The organism is Bombella sp. ESL0378, from assembly GCF_009725845.1.
In the GTDB taxonomy this organism is placed as follows: Bacteria; Pseudomonadota; Alphaproteobacteria; order Acetobacterales; family Acetobacteraceae; genus Bombella; species Bombella pollinis.
Genome location: NZ_WNIF01000010.1, coordinates 38,393 through 58,326 on the forward strand (window position 1 = coordinate 38,393; position 19,934 = coordinate 58,326).

11 protein-coding genes are annotated in these 19,934 nt (G+C 54.1%); 1 reads left to right on the plus strand and 10 read right to left on the minus strand.

Annotated elements, in window-relative coordinates:
• Positions 1 to 56 precede the first annotated feature (56 nt).
• The 9 genes from GM556_RS07575 to GM556_RS07615 all read right to left on the minus strand — a co-directional run bounded on the left by GM556_RS07575 (position 57) and on the right by GM556_RS07615 (position 18,177).
• Entirely contained in the window at positions 57 to 1,652 is a 1,596-nt protein-coding gene (locus tag GM556_RS07575; RefSeq protein ID WP_155572581.1) for an autotransporter strand-loop-strand O-heptosyltransferase, read from the minus strand.
• Entirely contained in the window at positions 1,649 to 2,818 is a 1,170-nt protein-coding gene (locus GM556_RS07580; protein ID WP_155572580.1) for an autotransporter strand-loop-strand O-heptosyltransferase, read from the minus strand. Before GM556_RS07580 ends, GM556_RS07575 begins: the two co-directional genes overlap by 4 nt.
• A gap of 43 nt (positions 2,819 to 2,861) precedes the next feature.
• On the minus strand, positions 2,862 to 4,688 hold the full coding sequence (locus GM556_RS07585) for an AMP-binding protein (protein WP_155579729.1): 1,827 nt from the start codon (positions 4,686 to 4,688) through the stop codon (positions 2,862 to 2,864).
• Entirely contained in the window at positions 4,685 to 11,152 is a 6,468-nt protein-coding gene (locus tag GM556_RS07590) for a type I polyketide synthase (protein ID WP_155579730.1), read from the minus strand. The genes GM556_RS07585 and GM556_RS07590 overlap by 4 nt, the downstream gene beginning before the upstream one ends.
• Positions 11,152 to 12,657, minus strand: coding sequence for an AMP-binding protein (locus GM556_RS07595; protein WP_155579731.1), 1,506 nt, complete (start codon positions 12,655 to 12,657; stop codon positions 11,152 to 11,154). The genes GM556_RS07590 and GM556_RS07595 overlap by 1 nt, the downstream gene beginning before the upstream one ends.
• Positions 12,658 to 12,699: 42 nt before the next feature.
• A complete protein-coding gene (locus GM556_RS08810) occupies positions 12,700 to 13,665 on the minus strand; it encodes a glycosyltransferase (RefSeq protein WP_155572576.1) in 966 nt (321 codons plus the stop codon).
• A gap of 119 nt (positions 13,666 to 13,784) precedes the next feature.
• A complete protein-coding gene (locus tag GM556_RS07605; protein ID WP_230873346.1) occupies positions 13,785 to 15,959 on the minus strand; it encodes a protein-disulfide reductase DsbD in 2,175 nt (724 codons plus the stop codon).
• Positions 15,960 to 16,039: 80 nt separating this feature from the next.
• Positions 16,040 to 17,317, minus strand: coding sequence for a hypothetical protein (locus GM556_RS07610; protein WP_370513613.1), 1,278 nt, complete (start codon positions 17,315 to 17,317; stop codon positions 16,040 to 16,042).
• Positions 17,314 to 18,177: a creatininase family protein gene (locus tag GM556_RS07615; protein ID WP_230873347.1), complete on the minus strand. Its 864-nt coding sequence runs from the start codon at positions 18,175 to 18,177 to the stop codon at positions 17,314 to 17,316. The genes GM556_RS07610 and GM556_RS07615 overlap by 4 nt, the downstream gene beginning before the upstream one ends.
• 96 nt (positions 18,178 to 18,273) lie before the next feature.
• Here GM556_RS07615 and GM556_RS07620 point away from each other — a divergent pair, with 96 nt between their 5' ends.
• A complete protein-coding gene (locus GM556_RS07620) occupies positions 18,274 to 18,822 on the plus strand; it encodes a DUF2721 domain-containing protein (RefSeq protein WP_230873348.1) in 549 nt (182 codons plus the stop codon).
• On the opposite strand, the gene pstS is transcribed toward GM556_RS07620, so the two are convergent.
• Positions 18,773 to 19,777, minus strand: a complete 1,005-nt coding sequence (pstS, locus tag GM556_RS07625) for a phosphate ABC transporter substrate-binding protein PstS (protein WP_230873364.1) — start codon at positions 19,775 to 19,777, stop codon at positions 18,773 to 18,775. The two genes, GM556_RS07620 and pstS, sit on opposite strands and share 50 nt — an antisense overlap.
• Positions 19,778 to 19,934 lie beyond the last annotated feature (157 nt).

Genomic DNA, 19,934 nt, shown 5'->3' on the forward strand with positions numbered 1-19,934 from the left:
CTACCTTTAGAAAGGCACGTCCCCAGAGTAAGGGACGTCAAGGTTCCTTCATGCTCTTAGAGCGTCCAATAGACCTCATGCCGATGCTCGTAACCTTCCTGTTTGGTCGCGCCCTCGGCACGCTCTTTATCATCAGGCCAAGGCTCCCCTGCTGCAACAGCCGGTGGAACATAGCCGTGGTCCCGGCAGAGACGCTTAATCGTATCAATCACATACGCTGTCCCGATGATGCGCGTACATTCAAAAGCGCGGTCTGTCCCTTTATGACGAGGGCAAAAAAGATAATCATTATGCTGAAAAGGCGTGCGAACATCATGCCAACAGCTATTACAACCATGCGTACTAAAGACCCGATACGGCGTAGTGAACTCATTCATCGGGTCTGTAAAACCGCTAATCATCACGACAGGCGTCTCAACCGCCCATGCCAACCAAGACAAACCAGAGGATAATCCCACAAAGAACTCTGCATGTTTTAACCAACGCGCACGCTCTGCCAAGGGACGCTCGCCTGTTTCATCCTCCACACCATGAGGCAGGGCATTCCAATAACACCCCACCCCAACCACAGGGTCTTTATCGATACAAATAACACGATACCCCATCTTTTTGAGGTATTTTACTGTATCTAACCACCCAATAGGGTGATGCCACATTTTACACGCACAAGAGGCCTGCACCGCGACAACAACATAAGGTTCCTCTATCGGGCGGGTATCAGGCTCCTCAACCGCCACTCTCGGGCGGACCTCTGTTGGGTCCACACCCAAAATCCACCCTGCCGTCCGATGCAGCCCCACCGCGCGGAAATCCCGCGGTTGCCATTCCTGATCCTCATCATGGAAGAAAAGCCCGAGATAATACGTGGCGTAAAACTCATCACGCACAGCACCAAACTCTTTATCCACCATAAAGCGAATCTCTGGATAAACCGGCCCCATAAGATCGCGAATCATCTCACTCACCACAACGGTGAGCGTACAGCCATGCACTTGGCCAAAACGCTCTACATAGGGTATCCATCCGAGCGGATCGCCCAATGTCCCCGCAGGCATAATAACGGCAACCTTCTTCCCCCGTGCATTATAATGATGCGTCCAAACGAGCTTCTCATCATCAAAAAGCTCTATCACACCTTGGAGAAAGTATTTCTTGCGGGAATATACCATCTCCCCGCCCTTCTTCTGGTCATAAAGGCATGTATCAGTCTGCCCATCCCAAAAGCGTATCCGCCATTGCTCACCCTCTGGGAGCTTAACGCGTATCCCTAAATTAAAATCATACCGCAGCCCATGTGGACCCTCTTGCGTCAGGACTGGCGCAGGCGCAGGAAATGCAGCACCGGGTATGCGCTCAATATCATCACCTTGCGCCCCACTTGCGTTAGATGAGACATCTTGCCCCACCCCTGACGAACCACCCATAGCTAATAAGGATGGCACGGGGGAAGACGTTACAGCTGCCTGCCCCGGCTCTACCATTGCCTCATTCCCGCCAAGGGAGGACAACTTCCCCCCCGACACTAAGGCCTCTGACGAGGACGAGGAGGAAGAAGCTCCCTGTGAGGAGGGTGGACGCAGGGAAGCAATATCCTGCAAAATACGCTCTTTCCCGCGTCCATTTTGCGGGGCATCATTCTTATGCTCTGTCATTGGTCAAACTCCCCAAAGCCGGGAATTGTCTCGATAACCGCCTTAACCTGCGTAAAAGAAATACCTATAGAACATTCAAACATGCGGTCTGTTCCCTTATGACGTGGGCAAAAGAAAACATCATCCATACGCAAGTCAATATTCACATCATTTGCGCAACTATTACAGACATTACGATTAATCACCCGATACGGTGTGTAAAACTCATTATAAGGCTCGGTATAGCCACTAATCATCACAACAGGTGTCTCCGCTGCCCACGCCAACCATGAAAGCCCCGATGATACTCCCACAAAGAACTCCGCATGTTTTAACCAACGTGCACGCTCTGTTAAGGGGCGGACCCCTGTTTCGTCTTGCGTTCCGTGGGGGATAGGCCGCAATGCCGCAGTAGGCCCAGCAATGCGCATGGCATCAATACATACAACTTTATACCCTTTTTCTTTCAGAAAACGGACAAGGTCATACCATCCGCGCGGGTTGTTCCAATATTTACTCAACCCTGAAGCTTGAGCAGCGATACACACATAGGGCTCCTCCATAGGACGCCCCCCCTCATCTACTGAGATACGCGGCCTACGCTCCTGCGGTGGCAACCCCAAAATATAAGCCCCCATATGGGCCAACCCACTTTGGCGGTAATCATTAGGCTGACAAATACGGTGGTGATCATCAAAAAAGACAAGCACCACATATTGAGCATAATATTGCCTATCCCCCACATCCGACTCACCAATAAAGCGAATATCAGGATATTCATCCTCAAAAAGCGGAATTAAATATGACGCAATAAAAAGAGTCGCACGGCATTTATGCTTCTCTACAAAAGCTAGGGCATGTCCTATCCATGCAAGATGATCCCCAAGACCACCCAAGTTCATCGTGATAAGCACTTCACGATCGCGCAAATCACATAGATGGGTGAAGATAAGCTCCCCATCCTTCCAGACGCAAATCTCAAAAGGAATATAATAACGCTTAAAGCTCCGCACCATGCCAGAACCTATAAGCTCCTCTAGGAACAAAATAGTATCTGTCTCCACATCCCGGAGACGAACCAACCATTTGGCCCCCTCAGGCACCCAAACGCGGCAGCCTTCGTTAAAATCGTACCTGATTCCCTCAGGGCCCTCTTGGGTTAATACAGTCGTCTTTGTCTCACTCATGACCACGCACCCTCATTACCTTTATCATACCCGTAAACCCCGCTCATAAGGGCCGCTCTCCCCATGCCAAAACCTCGAGATGCTCTAATGATTCCGGGCCAAAGCTTTGCTCTTGCACCACAGGCAACCGCCCCTGCGTATAAGCCTCAGATGTTGCCGCAAGGCGCATCTTACCGCTGGGGGTCCGCCAGATACCCCCTTGGCGTACTAATACGCAACGTATCTGCTTAACCGGGCAAATATGCCGCATAGCACGCGCCATAGCCTCCAACACCGCCCCATAATCTTCCGTCTGGCGAATATGCGTTAAGGAAAGCTCTCCCATAACGCATAACATCCCCTCATGACGGAAGACCGCCACAGCACGGCTTGTAAATAAGGGGCATGCCTGCCGTACAGCTTGGGCTAAATCCGCAGGGTCATAACGCTGCTCACCAATCGGCACGCTATTTTCCAACCGCCCCGTGACGAACAAACAGTCCTGCTGCATAAAGCCCATATCCCGGCTACGGAACCACCGGCGGCCATCATCACCCATAATGAAACGCTCGCGGTTTTCGACCTCACGATTCACATAGCCCGGCGTAACGGATGGCCCGCTAAACCATAACTCCCCTACCTGACCGTCTGGCAGCGGAGCCTCGTTCTCTGGGTCCACCACGAGGATGTCATGACCATCAATCACACGCCCACAATTCGCCACGGCCCGCTTATCATAAGCATCATACGGTGGGGCAACGCGCCCCTCTGCCAAAGCACGGCGAGAGACGACATCAAAAGATACAACCTCTTTGCCATCCCCTTTACCGCTAGAGACCATTAAGGTGGTTTCTGCCATCCCGTAGCCAGGCCTAAGGACAGATTTTTTCAACCCAATAGGCAGATACCGCTTAAAGAGTGTCTCCACCGTATCCTGCTCTATCATTTCCGCCCCGATAAAAGACCATGCCCAGCAAGACAGGTCTAACCCCTCTAAAGCCGCATCTGGCACTTGTCGGGCTAGAAGCTCGTACGCAAAATTAGGCCCGGCAGAAAAACTAAGGCGGTACCGGTCAATCGCCTGCACCCATCGCTCCGGCTTGGCGATAAAATGCTCTGGCCGCATCAACCACAATGCCCCACCAGCCCCGATGCAATAAAGCACACTCACCAAGCCAAGGTCATGCGAGAGAGGCAACCATATAAGCCCGCTCTCCCCCGCCCATAAATTGCCGCGGAGCATCATTTGTTGCAGATTCGCCCCCACATTACGGTGCGTAATCTCCACACCACGCGGATGCCCCGTAGAGCCGGACGTATATTGCACATAGGCAATATCATCCAACGCCGCAGCATGACGGCGATGAAGCGGTTTGGCCTGCTCGGCACCTTCTATAGGGATCCATTTCAGGCCCGCAGCCCGCCCAGCAGCCTGCCGCCTAAAGCCCATAAGCGTCTCGCGCGTACCGAGCACCGCAACCGCCCCGGAATCCTCCACAATCTCAAAAAGCCGGTCTGCACTACCCAACATAGCCGGGTACACACCAGAGACGGGCTCCATATTCGCATAAAGGCAGCCAAAAAAGCCCGCGACAGAGGCTGTTCCATTCTCAAAGCATAAAACAACCCGGGACCGCTCCGGCATGAAACGATCCACCAATCCGGCAATCCGACATGCCCAATCATGCATTTGCTGGAAAGTCGCGCTCTCCTCAATCTCCCCTTCCTCATCGAGCAAGAAGAAGCGGACCTTATCGGGATTTTCCACCGCCCGGAAGCTGAGCATCTCATCAACCCGATTAGCATCTTTATTCAAAGCAGCTAGCGTATTGTCGTAAAAGTCGACTGTATAACCATGCTGCTGAATCGTCCGGTACGATATGTCTCTCATGCTTCTGCCCCTTCCACCGTGATGGCACCGCCTTGCTGCACCATCATTACAGCCTGTTGCAGCAAGCTCCGCGCCATCTCGATGATGGTTTCACTCCGTGCAAGAAGTGTTAGAGTCGCATCCACACCAAACTCCACATTAATAGCCGTTTGCAGCTCCACCCCGGCGAGGGAATCAATCCCCAACTCGGCAAGACGTGCGCTATCAGCAATGCTCTGCGGGTCCACTTGGAGGACCGTCCCTAATTGCTGCTTTAGCCGTGTCAGCACATAATCTAACCGCTCCCCTTCAGGCATGCTCATTAAAAGCTGCACGGAATCAGAAACGCCACCGCTTTGGCTTTCCTGCTGCAAGAGCGCAAAACGTGCCGAGTTTTTCAGCCATGTGAGAGCCCCAAAAGCGTGCCGCCAATCAATCTCCACCACAGAGACTTCACTGCGCTCCACACCATAAAGAACCGGTAAAAGGGCCAAAGCATCCGCCGCTTTCATGGTTTTAATACCCGCAGCTTCAAAAAGACGGCCCGCCCCCTCACTCTCTGTCACCATACCGACATCACCAATCGCTCCCCACCCTACAGCAAGAGCCGGTAAGCCCTGCCGGCGGCGATTTTCTGCCAGAGCGTTAAGGTAACTATTAGCCGCGATATAGCTGCTCTGCCCCACATTCCCCAACTCTGCCGTAAAGGAGGAATAAAGGACAAAATGATCCAACTTCAGGCCGCGCGTTGCTTCATCCAAAGCCTGCGCCCCCACAATTTTAGGGGCCATAACACGGGCGATGCTGCGCGAATCATCCATCGATTCAATAAGCTGGTCTTCCACCACCCCAGCCGCATGGAACACCCCGCGCAATGGCCGCTCATCTTGAGCGAGCTTCCGCACTAATGCCTTCACCGTATGAGGCTGGGTAACATCCAACCGATGCGTTACAACCTGCCCGCCATGCGCCGCAGCAAGCTTGTTAAGCTGAGCGATAGCATGTTGACGCTCCGGGTCTTGCGGTAAGGTCCGCCCAGCCAGATGCACAGCCCCCGCACCTTGTAAGAGCAGATATTCCGCCGTTTTGAGGCCAAAGCCGCCCATCCCCCCGGTAATGAGGTACGAGCCATCCCGCTTAAAGCCCGGTAAGGGGCGCGCAATAGGCCGTGCCTTTAGGCCGCTCATATCCTCATAAGAGAGGAGCACCTTCCCAATATGCCGCGAGGCCATCATATAGCGGAAGGCTTCCGCCGCCTCAGCCGCAGGGAAGGTTTTTATCGGCAAGGGAGCAAGCTTACCCTCCCGGCTGAGCGTCAAAATCTCATCCATAATCCCAAACAACGCCTCATGCGGCATCATCCGGTCCATATCGAAGGAGATATAGGTCAAATTCTCATTAAACGGTCTCAGATCCAACGCCCGATGCTCAACAATATCGCGCTTGCCAATCTCCACAAACCGGCCCATCGGCGCGACAAGTTTAAGGCTATGAACCATCGCCTCACCGGGGAGGGAGTTCAACACCACATCTACCCCGCGGCCCCCGGTAGCCTCACGGATACCATCGACAAACTCTAACGTACGGGAATCCCACACACCGGCACAGCCTTGCTGACGTAGATAGTCCCGCTTCTCCGGGTTGCCCGCTGTGGTGTAAATGACAGCCCCACGCATTTTTGCAATGTGAATTGCTGCCTGCCCTACACCACCTGTCCCAGCATGAATCAGCACACTCTCCCCTTCGGCAAGATGTGCTAACTTCACTAAGGTGTAATAGGCCGTCATAAAGGCCACGGGCACACCTGCAAGCTGCTCTAAAGCCTCATGCGTTATATCAGCCGAAAGCTTAAAGGCGCAGCCTGCCAGCGCACTTACCTTCAACACACGGCGATAAGCAAAGCTATCAGGATAAGCCACAACGAGCCGATCACCCGGTGCCATATCCTCAACACCCTCACCAACGGCTTCAACCTCCACCACGGCCTCAAGACCGAGGCTTTCGCCGTTAAAGGTCCCCTCAATCACGCTCTCCGGGAGGAGACCAAGGGCTTTAAGAACATCCTTAAAGTTAAGGCTGGCTGTTAATGTCCGCAGCTTGACTTCACCCGGCCCCGGCTCTGGCACGGTATAAGCCTGCCAGCGGATGGTCTCCACCGTGTTCGCGCGTCCCCCCTCTAGCCGCACGCTACAGCTCCCCTCATCATGAGAGCTGATAATCTCACCCCATGAGACAGGTTGCGGCTCTGGCTTGAGAGATGGGGAGACTAACCGCTGAACAAGCCGCTGCACACCCTCATCACTCGGGCGCAACCAGACACTATCCTCAGCACACCCCTCCAACACCAGCTCGGCAGCGATATCCTCTACTAGCTGGTCCGCCCCAATAGCGGGGACATCCACACAACGTATGGCTAGGTCTGTTCTCTCTGCCTCCACAGCGCGTAACAAACCATGGAACACACGCTGCATCGCCACAGCCTGCCCATGCTCCGCATAAGCCCCACGCGTGATGAGGATGACCGCAAGGCGATGCTTCCGCCGCCGTTGTGGGATATGCTGGATGACCTCAATACACGCCATCACATCATCAAGGCAGTGTTGATAATCCGCACCATCTCGCGGGAACAACACAAGCGCACGTTGTTTGCTTAAAAAGGACTCATGCGCCAAGCGTTCCGCTAAATCCGCCCCGTTAAGAGAAGCAGCATGGGTTATATCTGCCCCATTTTGATGCAGCATCTCCGCTACAGCCTCTGCAAGAGCGTCATTTTCCGCATGACAAAACGTAATCGCCAAAGGCTCACTTAACAAAAGCTGCTGCTCTGCATGAATCCATTCCGGTGCGTAAATAAGATGCGCACCTGTAGAACGGTCTCCCCCACGGCGAGCCATACGGCGGCAACATAGCCCTAATAACTCGCACACCAACTCTCCCTCTGGGGTAAAGAGCTGCATATCCGCAACAATCTTCCGCTCCGTCCGTTGGGTCGGTGTGACCTTTACATAAAGCCGCGCAACCTTCTGCCCCAGATAACTCACCCGCTCGATTGATGCAGGGACGAATACCTCCTTTTGCTCCTCAAAGGGGAAGGCCCCGATAAGCGCGTGCATAGCCCCATCGAGCAATGCTGGGTGCAGCAAATACTCGCCTATTGTGGCAGCTTGGTCATCAGCAAGGGCAATCTCTGCCACGACATAGCCCGCCCCACGATGTAAGCTTCGCAATGTTTGGAAGGCAGGGCCATATTCCAGCCCGATCGTGGCAAAAGCCTGATAGACCTCTGCCCCTTCAAAACATGTGGTCCCTTGGCAAAGAGCCGTAAAATCGAACCCCTGATTCCGCTCCGCAGTCGCACACCACGGAGCCGCTTGCAACACCGTAGCATGACCATGAGTTTGCCAATCCCCATTCCATGCAAAGCTTTCACTCTCAAAGCTTAAACGCCGCGTTGTTGTGTTAAACCGCCACATCATAACGGGCACTTGCCCCTCTTGCACAACAAGGGGGGTATTGAGGGTCACATCCTCAATCACAGCGGGGGCTTTGGCCTCCAACTGTGCATGAGCCGCCAAAGCGGCCTCAATATAAGCCGCAGCGGGGAACAGCACCATCTGATGCACCTTATGGTCCATCAGCCACTCCATCACGACGACACTAATATCCGCCCGCCACGCACGCCCTTCCAATAGGCTCGGTGTCCCTAAAACAGGATGAACCTGCTCATCCAACCGGTCACGCCGCGCGGCTTCTGTCTCCAAAGAGGGGACTAATTTTTCAACCCACCGATAGAAGGGTAAATCCATCCGCTCGGCCCGAAGGATATAACGCCAATCCGGCTCCGCCCCACTCAAGGTTAGGCGTACTAAGGCACGCAATAGCCCTTCTGCATCATCATGATGACGGCGCAAAGTGGGGATGACGGCGACCTCATATCGCCCTTCCTCCGCACAATGCGTCACAGAGGCCCCCAAAACCGGATGTGACGCGACCTCTAAAAAGACGGCATGACCATCCTGCAACAGATGGTGCATAGCCTCATAAAATAAGACCGGCTCACGCGCGTTTGCATACCAATATGCGCCATCATGACGCTCCTCATCCCGCCATGCTTGACCCGTCACGGTGGAATAAAGCGGAATCACCGGTTTTTTAGGCTGAATCTGCGCCAAGGCTATGAGCATATCATGCTCAATAGCGGCCATCTCTGGGCTATGATAAGGGACTTCAACCTTGAGGAAGCGGGCAAACACACCTTCCTTGCGACATGCTTGCTCTAGCTCTGCAAGAGCGTCTTGCGGCCCTGCAACTGTGCAAGACTCCCCACTATTAACCGCCGCAATGCTAATCTGCCCGCCAAAGCGGCCTTCCAACCGTTTGGCCAACATCTCGCGCCCTAGCCCAACGGCCAGCATCGTTCCACGCCCAGCAAGACGGCCCTGCAACTGGCTGCGATGGTAAATAACCGTAACGGCGTCTTTAAGCTCCAGCGCACCGCTTATATAGGCTGCTGCCACTTCCCCAACACTATGGCCAACCACAGCCCCCGGCGTAATGCCATAATGAGCAAAAAATGCCGCAAGGCATATCTGCACCATAAAGATGGCAGGCTGTGCAACCTCTGTTTCCTGCACGCGGGACTTACGCTCTGGCTGCAACAACGCATCCCGTAAAGACCAACCTGCTAGCTCCTGAAAAAGCACATCACATTGCTGGGCAAGAGCGCGCACTTCAGCCGGGGCCTTACGCAGCAAGTAACGACCCATCCCCCACCATTGTGGCCCCATACCAGAGCATAAAAAGACAGGCTTTACCGGCTGGTCCACCACCGCTTTACCCGTAAAGAGGGCTGGGTGATTACGGTCCACCGCCAAGGCCTCCAACGCCTCACGCGCTTGCACATACGCATCTGCCCCACGCTCTGGGAGGATAAGGGCCCGTTGGCGGAAGCGTGCCCTATATCGTGCTGCGGCAAAACACAGCCCATCCCACAGACGCTTATCCGCCTCATCCCCTAGTTGAGCGGCATAAACATGGCCCATCCGCTTGAGCGACGCCTCAGAAAATGCACTCAGCAGCAAAGGCGTCCGCCCCATAAAACCTGCTGGCCGCACCCCTTTAAGCCGATGCTCACGCATAGCCTTCTTACGGGCAGCATTTTTCTCCGCCTCTGTAGGCCGCCGCAGCAAGGCTACGGCATTGGTCCCGCCATACCCAAAGGAGTTTACCACCGCATAAAGCTTATCGCGTTGGGGCAGAGGGCTTGGCTCACCTTGAGCCACCTTAATGCCATACTCATCAAACGGGATAGCCGGGTTAAGCTCTTTTAAATTCGCTTGGCCGGGAACCATGCCATGCTCCAAGCACAGCATAGCCTTCAACACTGCCGCTGCCCCTGCCGCAGCCTCCAAATGGCCCAGATTCGCCTTTACCGACCCAACAAGGACAGGCTCCCCCTCATCCTGATACTGCCCAATGGCTTGCCCAATCGCCTTAGCCTCAATCGGGTCACCGACCGGTGTGCCCGTCCCATGGGCCTCCACATAAGCAACATCGCGCGGGGCAACCTTAGCCTTACCCAAAACCTCACGAATCAAGCTCTCTTGGGCATCCACATCCGGCATGGTGAGAACAGGCGTATGGCCATCCTGATTCACCCCAGAGCTGCAAATCACACCGCGAATCTCGTTACCATCGCGCACAGCATCTTTAAGGCGTTTGAGCATCAATATGACGCAGCCTTCCCCACGCCCATACCCATCAGCATCAGCCGCAAAGGATTTAGACCGCCCATCTCTGGCTAAGAAACGCCCTTTTGTCATCAGCATGGCGGTTTGCGGGGCGAAGATACAATTTACTCCACCGGCTAAAGCTACGTCACATTCCCCAAGGCGAAGGCTGTTACAGGCTTGATGCACCGCCACAAGAGAGGAAGAACACGCCGTATCCATCGCAATGGTCGGGCCTTTTAAGCCATAAACATGAGCCAACCGAGCCGCATGCATTGTCATAACGGAGGATAAAGCCGCAAATTGGTCGCGGATTTGCGACTGCATAAACGGGCTACCACCATGAATGAGCTGGTCTTGTGTAAAGCTCCCCACAAAAACGCCCGTCCGCGTTCCCTCCAACGCGCTCGCTTTTATATTGGCACTCTCCATAGCATGCCATGCCACGCTTAAAAGCAAACGCTGGGGGACATCCATCAATGTCCCCTCACGCGGGGAAATACCAAAAAAGAGGGGCTCAAACTGATGCTCCTCTAAGGTGAGAAAGTGGCCATATTGCATGGTCGTCTTACCCGGCGTGTGGTCCACCGGGTCATAAAAACGCCGCCGCCCCCAACGGTCCTCCGGCACAGCAACACAACCATCGCGGCGATCGAGTAAAAACCGCCACAACCCCTCCATATCCGCAAGGCCCGCTGGCAATATGCAACCTGTGCCGATAATGGCTATCTCATCCGCGCGATACATAGGCCTCATCACCGCTCTAACTTATGCTGGATATAGTCCTTCAACATAGCCCGTAGCCGCTCTCTCTCCACATGACCTTCCGTTGTGCGTGGGATTTCTGGCACCCAAATCATCGTCACAGGGGGCAAAGCGGCATAACGCTGCCGTAATTTGACGGAAAGGGCTTGTTCATCAAATGTTTCAGTCGAGACAATCGCAGCATAGCACCGCTCTACACCCTGGCGGTCCTCCAGCATGAATACGCCTGCCTCTTTAATGCGTGGCTCTGTAAGAAGAATCTCCTCAACAACACCGAGGTCAAACTTCGCTCCACCCACATTTATCAACGCATCGGCCCGGCCATGGAGATGCACCTCCCCTGTTGTTGAGATGGCACCACGATCCCCCGGGTAAAACCACCCTTCATGAAAACGCGCACCCCCTACAGGATTTTCCTCCTTATAAGGATGCACACTCTCACTACGGATACGAATATAACCTACCTCCCCAGCGGGACATCTCCGCCCCTCAGCATCAACGGCCTCTATATCAACCCACGGGAGAGGCAAACCAACACTCTCCTCACTTTGCCGCTTTTCTGCGGGGATAGCGGCCACAACCCCAGTCTCATCCGTGCCATAAACAATCTGCACATGCGGGGTGAAACGCTCCTGCGTTTGCTCCAATATTTTTTGCGGCAAGCCCGCCCCAACAACACGCAAATGGATATGGCTCATCGCCCGACTAGCTGGTGGAAGAGCTTTTAAAACATGCTCCAAATGAGCCGGAGTGAGAACCAACAGCATTTCCGCTGCTTGCATCATCTCTGTGGCAATATTTTGGGAATCACTACTGCGTACCGTTGTCCCTGCGGCCAAAGCCGCCCCAGCCATAAGGAAGCCACTCAAAGATTGTGGGCCAATAGAGCATAAAAGATTCGGCTTGCTGCTCACATGCCGCGCTGTACGCGCTTTACGCACAAAGAACTCCACCATATCATGATAGATAAAACGATGAAGCTCTGCCTCCAGCTCCGCAAAGCTAAGCTCTATCAGATGGATATTGCGATCCGTCCCATTGGCCAAAGCAGCCCGACATGGCGTGGAAGGCTCAACAGGAACAGGCGGGTAATAGTTAGAGGCATCATCATCCTCTACCCCCTCCAACACACGCTCAAACCATGCTTCATCCAAGACCAGCCGCCCCTCGCCGGGGGGCATACACCCCATCCCATGAATGATAATAATCTCCGGCTGGAGAATGGCTAAATCCTCCTCCGAGACATCCCCCTTCGATAAAGAGGCTGAAGCCAGACCAAGCCGCCCTAGGGCTAGCGTTAACGCCCAATGCCGCCAGCTATCACTACATTGCACAGCCACCCGGCGCGGGGCCAAATCACGCAGCCCTTCTAATGCACGCGCTAACCGGCTTACAATCGCCTCTAACTGTGCATAGGTTTGCTGGCGCGCCAAACTCCCAAAAGCAATATCGCCCCCATTATGGCGTGCATTATAAGCTATAAACCGGTCTAGCATGTGGTTAAATATCTCCTCGGCACGGTGCTAAATGATGCACCTTCACTCACCCGCATTAAGTAATTGGCTATAAACTTGTTTAAGGGTGGCACTAACGCGCTCCGGCGCATAAGCCTGCGCTGCTCTATGGCCAGCCTCCAGCATCTTAGGCAATAATGGATCCCCTGAAGAAAACCCCGTTATGGCACGCGCCAAAGAATCAACCACGCCCTCAACATCTTCTGGCGAATGCCAAAAGCCATTCTGGGCTGTAGCGTAATCAATTCCACCACCACCATGATACCCCACAACACAACACCCAGCAGCCATGGCCTCCAAAGCCGTAATCCCCAAGGATTCCAAACGTCCAAGGGAGAGAACAATGGCAGACCTCCCCATAATGTCCGCTGTTTCTGCCTCGCTATTATTCTGCAAAGCTATCCAAGAAATATGGGTAAATTGTGGATATTTTAAGTGCAACATCTCACGCATTAATCCCGCATAATCCACCACATTTTCCTGCCCAACCCATTTCCTATAAGACACTACAATCTGCAGCGACTTAGGCTGTGGGGTAAAAAGCGTCCCATCCACAACGGGTGGGGTTATCAGCACATTATCCACCCCTAAAACAGACTGAATCATGCGGGTGCAATACGCGCCGGGGGAGAGAATATACTGTACCCCCCATTCCTTCAGATTCTGCTTTGATGGCCCATAGGTGAAAAAGTAATAAGGATTTTGACAGAAAATAACTTTCTTCCCCTGCAAAGGGGCACGAATCATCTTACTGTACCAGCCATTCAATGTTTCAGGGAAAACAATCAAATCATTCGCTGTTAAGTTCGTCACATCTGAGCATATCAAAGCCGCCATCTCACGGTCCAACCACGAAGGTGGGCCATCAGGCTGCATGACCTGCACCTCAAACCCCGCACGGCGCAATAAAAGCGCGTGACGATAAGTCGTCTTAACCCCACCAGTGATACAATCACGCGGGAAACAGTTTAAAAATATAATACGCCCCACAAACGGGCTCCCCCATTTTTATTCGCTCATGCATTAAGCACGCAAACCGTAAAATCTTCATTAACACAACCCAGCTTATTCATTAACATAAAGTGAAGGGGGGAAGCCAGTAGGCAGCCTTATTGTTCTGCTTTAAAAGGCGTCTCACCAATTATCTGCTGCACGAGGGTCGGCGTTAATATCTGTGGCAAAAGCACCTCTTTCCCCTGTGGGGAAAGGTAGAGATAAAAAGGCACGCCCTCACGCCCATGCGCACGAAGGAAGGCCGTTATCGCCTCATCATGCTGCGTCCAATCCCCCCGCAATAACGTCACACCATGCTCATGAAAAGCCTGCTGAACAGAGGGGACATCTAACGCCACACGCTCATTTACCATGCATGTGATGCACCATGAGGCGGTCATATCCACAAAAACAGGCCGCCCTGCTGCGCGTAAGGCTGCCAAGCGTTTTTCAGAGAATGGCTCTATAAAGGAAGGGGCATTTTTTTGCGCAACATCACGGGCGTGCGTCCCCACCTGCATCAGGCCCAGCGCACATAATAACAGGCATAAAATCGCCACCCCACGGCAGAACCACATAAAACGCGGCGTACGGCTGGTCATAGCGGCCTGTTGGGCAAGGCCATAAAACCAGCCGCCTAAGCCGAGCAACACAGCCCCGCCCCCCATAACGACCACTATATCTGACCCGCTTTGCTGCACAGCGACCCATAATAACCACACAAAACTTGCAAAAAGGGGGAACGCCAACCCTTGCTTTACCCGCTCCATCCACGGGCCAGGGCGCGGAATATAACCTGCCACCCCCGGCATAAGAGCCAACATAACATAGGGCAGGGCCAACCCCGCCCCCAGCATGAGGAAGATGACCCCTCCCATCCAAACAGGCCCATTAAAGGCCGCTGCAATCGCCACCCCCATAAAAGGGGCCGTGCAAGGCGTTGCCACAATGACGGCTAATAAACCTGTAAGCAGCTCCCTAACCGGGCCATGCCCTGCCATCCTTTGGCCAGCCATCCCGACCAACCGCCCCCCTGTAATGTGAAATACGCCCCCTAAGGTCAGAGCCATAAGAAATAAGAGCCATCCCATCCCCACCACAAAGGCCGGGGATTGAAACTGAAAGCCCCATCCCAGCGTAGCTCCCCCATAGCGTAGAGCCATCATCCCTATGCCAAAGGCCACAAAACTGCCCATAACACCGAGGCCATACCATGTGGCACTCTGCACACGGCTGCGCCATTCTACCCCACCCATTGCGGCAAAAGAGACAATCTTCATCGCCAAGACAGGAAACACACATGGCATGAGGTTTAAAATCATCCCGCCTAAAAAGGCTGCGAGCAACACCCCAAAGACGCTCTGCCCCGCCTTCTGCCTGACATCGTGAGGGGACGGCATGGCTGTAATATGTATAGCAGAGCGATTGCCTGCCCCATCCACCAACACAACCACGCCTGCCAAAGACTTCTGCCAAAAAGGCGGCTGCGCATACGCATCTGGCTTTAGTTGAATCTGCACATAACCCGGCTCAACCGTCACAGCCTGCGTGGCGGCATGGGCGATAACGCCGCCCTCTAAAGGCAAAAACCACGCTTGCCGCACCGTATCAGACGCTAGTCCCGCCCCGTGCAGAACAAGCCGTCCTTCCGCTGTGATAGACGCCGTAAAGGGAGAAGGCTGCGGCAATTCCGCCTCCGCCTTGCGGAACAAATCTGCCTCAGCACTTGGAGGTGTTGTAGCTGCCTCACGCGCGGGCAAAGTAAGGGTGAAGTGCCCGCTTTCGGGGATGCAAATATCAGCACAAACAAGCCAATCCGCCTGCGCGGTTATCTGCACCACCCCATTACCTTGCCCTTCTAACGGCACTTTAACGGGAAGAAGCACATCCCCCCGATAGCCATAGGCCATCAATTCACCCTCGGAGAGACGCTCTGGCACGGGCCATTCTATTTGCTCCCCCACCCCGCTGCGCGCCCCGCTGATGGTGATGCGAATATGTGTCGGCTCCCCCGCATCACCGGGGTTTTGCCAATAGCTGTGCCATCCCGGTTGTAATTGAAGGCGCAACCCTAATAACAGCTCTGCACCCGTTTTATCAGGCTGTGATGCCGTCCCATTGGGTAGAGCATCCACCGCGCTTACAAGGCTTGCGCGTGTATGGGAGGTCACAACCGGCGTACTCTCAGCAGCATCAGCCTGCGATAATGCCATCACCCCCATGAGGCATAATAGCCCCATATAGGCCATCACACTGCCCCACACTGCCTCCAAACGCAGTAACCTCATCATGCCCTCCCTGCGCGCTATGATGAAAAAAGGGAGCCGAAGCCCCCTTTTCCCTTTTACATGCCTTATACGCTTCCAGCCAATTAACGCATAATGCCCGTATGGCCGATGCTGTAACGGCCCGGCTGTGGCCAGACAGTCAAGCCATGAGGCTCTGCCCCTACAGGGATGCTTTTCATCGCCCCGGTTTGGGTATCAATCGCATAAACGACATCATCAAACCGGCCAGAGAGCCATAATGTCTTACCATCAGCACTCACATTGCCCATATCGGGGCTACCACCGCCGGGGATGGGCCATGTCTTTAACACTTTATCGGTCGCGACATCCACAACCGAGACACTCCCTTTGCTATGGCGCGGCCCATGAACCATATGAGACCCACGGTTCGCCACATAAAGCAATTTAGCATCCCGGCTTGGGTACAGCCCATGCGTCCCTAACCCTGTGGGGATGAAGCCTGTCTCTTTAAAACTATCACCATCAATGATGAACACACCATCGGCGTGCATATCAGCAACATAGAACTTATGCCCATCTGGTGCAGCAAGCACATCTTGCGGCATCCCGCCTTTAGAGAGCTTCAACATCCCTAAAAGCTTACGATTGACCGTATCGACCTTCGCCAAATACCGCCCGAACTCACATGTAAAAATGGCATAACGCCCATCAGCAGAGAAAGCCGCATGGTTAATCCCCTCACAAAGCGGGGCTTCAACCGAGCCTTTAAGAGCCATTGTATGGGGATCACGGAAGTCCAACCGGCGATGTGCCTCTGCCACAACAATGGCATTCTGCCCATCGGGGGTAAAGTACATATTGTAAGGGTCATCCACCGCGACAGCCTTACCGGGCTTGCCTGTATGTGGGTCGATCGGGGTGAGGGAGCCATCCGTATGGCCTTCACTATTATTCGTCACCCATAAGGTCCGCAAATCCCATGAGGGCACAACATGTTGTGGGGACCGCCCAACGGGGAAGGTATCCACGACTTTATAGGTCTTAGGGTCAATCACCGAGACGCTATTACCCCGCAAATTCGGCACATAAATGCGCTCCGGGTCCTGCGCAATGGCGGGTGAAATCTTATCCGGCCCGCTAGCCTCGCTATAGATATTATGCGCATCTGGCACAGGCGGCATGCCGGGGATTGTCTCCACCGCAGAAGCAACAGGCTTTACAGCCTCACCCATCGTAGAAGGTGCAGCGGCTTTGGCGGCTGGCGAATCAGAAAACGGCTTAGGAGACTCAGCAACAATCGGGTCATCTTCTGGGTCTGGATGGGGTGTTGGTTGCTGGGCATAAGCTGCCCCGGCCATCAACAACGCCCCCATTGTAAGAAAAGAAACTTTAAGCCTCATGGGTGCCTCCTGTTAAAAGAAGAAATGGCCTTAACAGCAGCCTGCACCTGCATGGCTATGCCGACCCGGCCAAGTTCAGCCGTTGCCTGCCGCGGGTCCCCACCATAGACCCCATCAGCGGGCGTTGGTTTCCCAACCTGCCTCAGAAGCCCCTCCCGCACAAGGGAAGGGTCCACCGCAAGCATGAGTGACGTATCACTTATATCAGCATGTTTCCCCAAAGCCACACCATAACCATGCTGCCGTAAATAAGGGCCGTACTCTTGGGCAATCACATCATAATAAGCCCCTACATATAATACGCGCGCTAACTGCCCCTCTGCCGCCCAGCGTTTATTCACCTTACGGGCTAAACCCTCTAGCTGGGTTTGATACCCTCCATGATCTCCTAGCAACACAATGGTCCTAAAGCCCTGTGTGCGTAAACTCTCCACAGCCCCTTCGATAAGACCTGCAAATACAGAGGGCGGGATGGATAACGTCCCCGCAAAACGCATATGGCCTGTACGTGGTTGTGTTCCCCCTTCTGGAACATACGCCACAACAGGGGCAACCATCGTATGGCCAAGCGTGCGGGCAATCTCATCAGCAAGGCTCTGCGCCCGCACATTATGTTTACCCACCGCCATATAAGGCCCGCTCTGCTCCGTCCCACCTATGGGCAAAATGGCCGTCATCACCCCTTGCTTGAAGGCAGCATCAAGCTCCGTCCAGCTTTGGCACGCAAGCTCCACCTGCTGGGCAGGCGGTGGGCAAGCCGGTGGGAGCGCTTCTGCCACGCGCCCCTCCGCATAAGCAGAAAACGCCACGCCCCAAAAAGCTAGCAAACCACCCCACCACATCATAGCCCGGTTGCTCATCCAGCATCCCTCATGCATCATCCCCAGAGCAGATAGTGCCGATTCGCACTCCGCAAGACTTTGCCTTGTAACCCTATAGCCTGCAACTGGCCGACCATGCCCCTAACCGATACGCTCCCCTTCCTCAGCCAGCAAATGAACACGCTCGATGATGCCGCCCATGTGATTCAGATGGCTCTAACACCGGTCTTTATGCTCTCCGGTATTGGCACCCTCATCAACATCTTCAACACAAGGCTCGCCCGTGTATCGGACCATCTGGATAATGTGAACCGCCTCCTCGCAGCCCCGCCGGAAAAAGAGCCTCAATATAGCTACGATACACCAAGACGGCTAAAAATCCGCCAAAAACGCCTCACACGCCGCATTGTCGTGCTAGACCTTGCCATTATCCTCAATGGCCTTGGCGGGGCACTCACCTGCGGGGCGGCCATTGCGCTATTTGTCGGCTCTTTGGGCGATGCCACAACATCCCTGTGGCTGTTGGCCCTCTTTGGCTCCGCCCTAAGCTGCACGGTCGCAGCTCTGCTCGCCTTCTTGGTCGATACACTCCTGAGCTGGCATGGGCTGCGGCATGAGGGGCAGGTCTCCCTCCTTACCGCTTTGCTGCGCTCAAAGGCCAACCCGATAAAACCGCATCACTAACCTCTTTGGGCAAGCCAACATAACCAAGCTGGGCGTTAATCTCCCCTCCATGGGCAAACCCCCATTGAAAGAACTGCTTCACCGCCCGGCCCTCTGGCTGGTCCACGGCATCTTCTGGCACAAGCACATAAGTAGCCGAGACAATAGGCCAACTCCCCACACCGGGGCGATCGAGCAAATTAACGGCGAACTGCTCCTTCGCTTCCCAATGTGCAGCAGCGGCGGCAGCAACAAAGCTCTGCAAAGATGGCGCGATAAACGCCCCTTCATGTGTTTTTAACTGCACAATATCGAGGTGATTTTGGGCCGCATAAGCATATTCCACATAGCCAATGCTCCCCTCTGTCTGACGGACAAGGGCCGCAATGCCATCATTCCCCCGCGCCCCGGCTCCACCGGCCCATTCCACCAATGTGCCAGCCCCGATTTTCTCCTTCCATTGTGGAGACACCTCAGAGAGATAAGAAGTAAAAACGTAACTCGTCCCCGCACCATCAGCGCGATGAATGGCCACAACCCCCATATCAGGCAATGTAATATCAGGGTTGAGGGCTTTAATGCGCGGGTCATCCCAATCTGTGATGCGCCCATCATAAAGCGCGGCAATCGTTGGGCCATCCAACCGTAATTGCCCCTCTGGCACACCCGGCAGATTGACCACCAATACCACGCCGCTCATCACGGTGGGGAATTGATAAAGATGCGTCTTAGCTAAACGCTCAGCACTCATCGGCTTATCAGATGCCCCAAAATCCACCGTACGCTCAATCACTTGGTCCTGCCCTGCGCTGGAGCCAACGGTCTGATAATTGACATCTACACCCGTTTGCGCCCCCGCAGGTACACTCCAGCTCTGATAAATAGGCGCGGCAAAGCTAGAGCCAGCCCCTGTTATACCGACCTCCTCCGCCTGTGCTGCCGCTGCATATAATACCGTTGCGGGCATGAGCAACATAATAGCTTGCACATACGCACACACTCCCAAGCGTGGCAGGGATTTGATGGTCAGACGCATATAGCCCCTCAAGGTCACACAATAATCCTTTTATCGTTATAACCACGCCAGCACAGCAAACAATAAAAATATAACCAAAAGAGCAAAAAAGACTTTT

Bases quoted from the DNA above. Each gene is read 5' to 3' on its own strand.
- pstS (WP_230873364.1), bottom strand. From the start codon at position 19,777: ATGTTGCTCATGCCCGCAACGGTATTATATGCAGCGGCAGCACAGGCG.
- GM556_RS07575 (WP_155572581.1), bottom strand. From the start codon at position 1,652: ATGACAGAGCATAAGAATGATGCCCCGCAAAATGGACGCGGGAAAGAG.
- GM556_RS07620 (WP_230873348.1), top strand. From the start codon at position 18,274: ATGCCCCTAACCGATACGCTCCCCTTCCTCAGCCAGCAAATGAACACG.
- GM556_RS07595 (WP_155579731.1), bottom strand. From the start codon at position 12,657: ATGCTAGACCGGTTTATAGCTTATAATGCACGCCATAATGGGGGCGAT.
- GM556_RS07605 (WP_230873346.1), bottom strand. From the start codon at position 15,959: ATGATGAGGTTACTGCGTTTGGAGGCAGTGTGGGGCAGTGTGATGGCC.
- GM556_RS07615 (WP_230873347.1), bottom strand. From the start codon at position 18,177: ATGAGCAACCGGGCTATGATGTGGTGGGGTGGTTTGCTAGCTTTTTGG.
- GM556_RS07585 (WP_155579729.1), bottom strand. From the start codon at position 4,688: ATGAGAGACATATCGTACCGGACGATTCAGCAGCATGGTTATACAGTC.
- GM556_RS07610 (WP_370513613.1), bottom strand. From the start codon at position 17,317: ATGAGGCTTAAAGTTTCTTTTCTTACAATGGGGGCGTTGTTGATGGCC.
- GM556_RS07590 (WP_155579730.1), bottom strand. From the start codon at position 11,152: ATGAGGCCTATGTATCGCGCGGATGAGATAGCCATTATCGGCACAGGT.
- GM556_RS07580 (WP_155572580.1), bottom strand. From the start codon at position 2,818: ATGAGTGAGACAAAGACGACTGTATTAACCCAAGAGGGCCCTGAGGGA.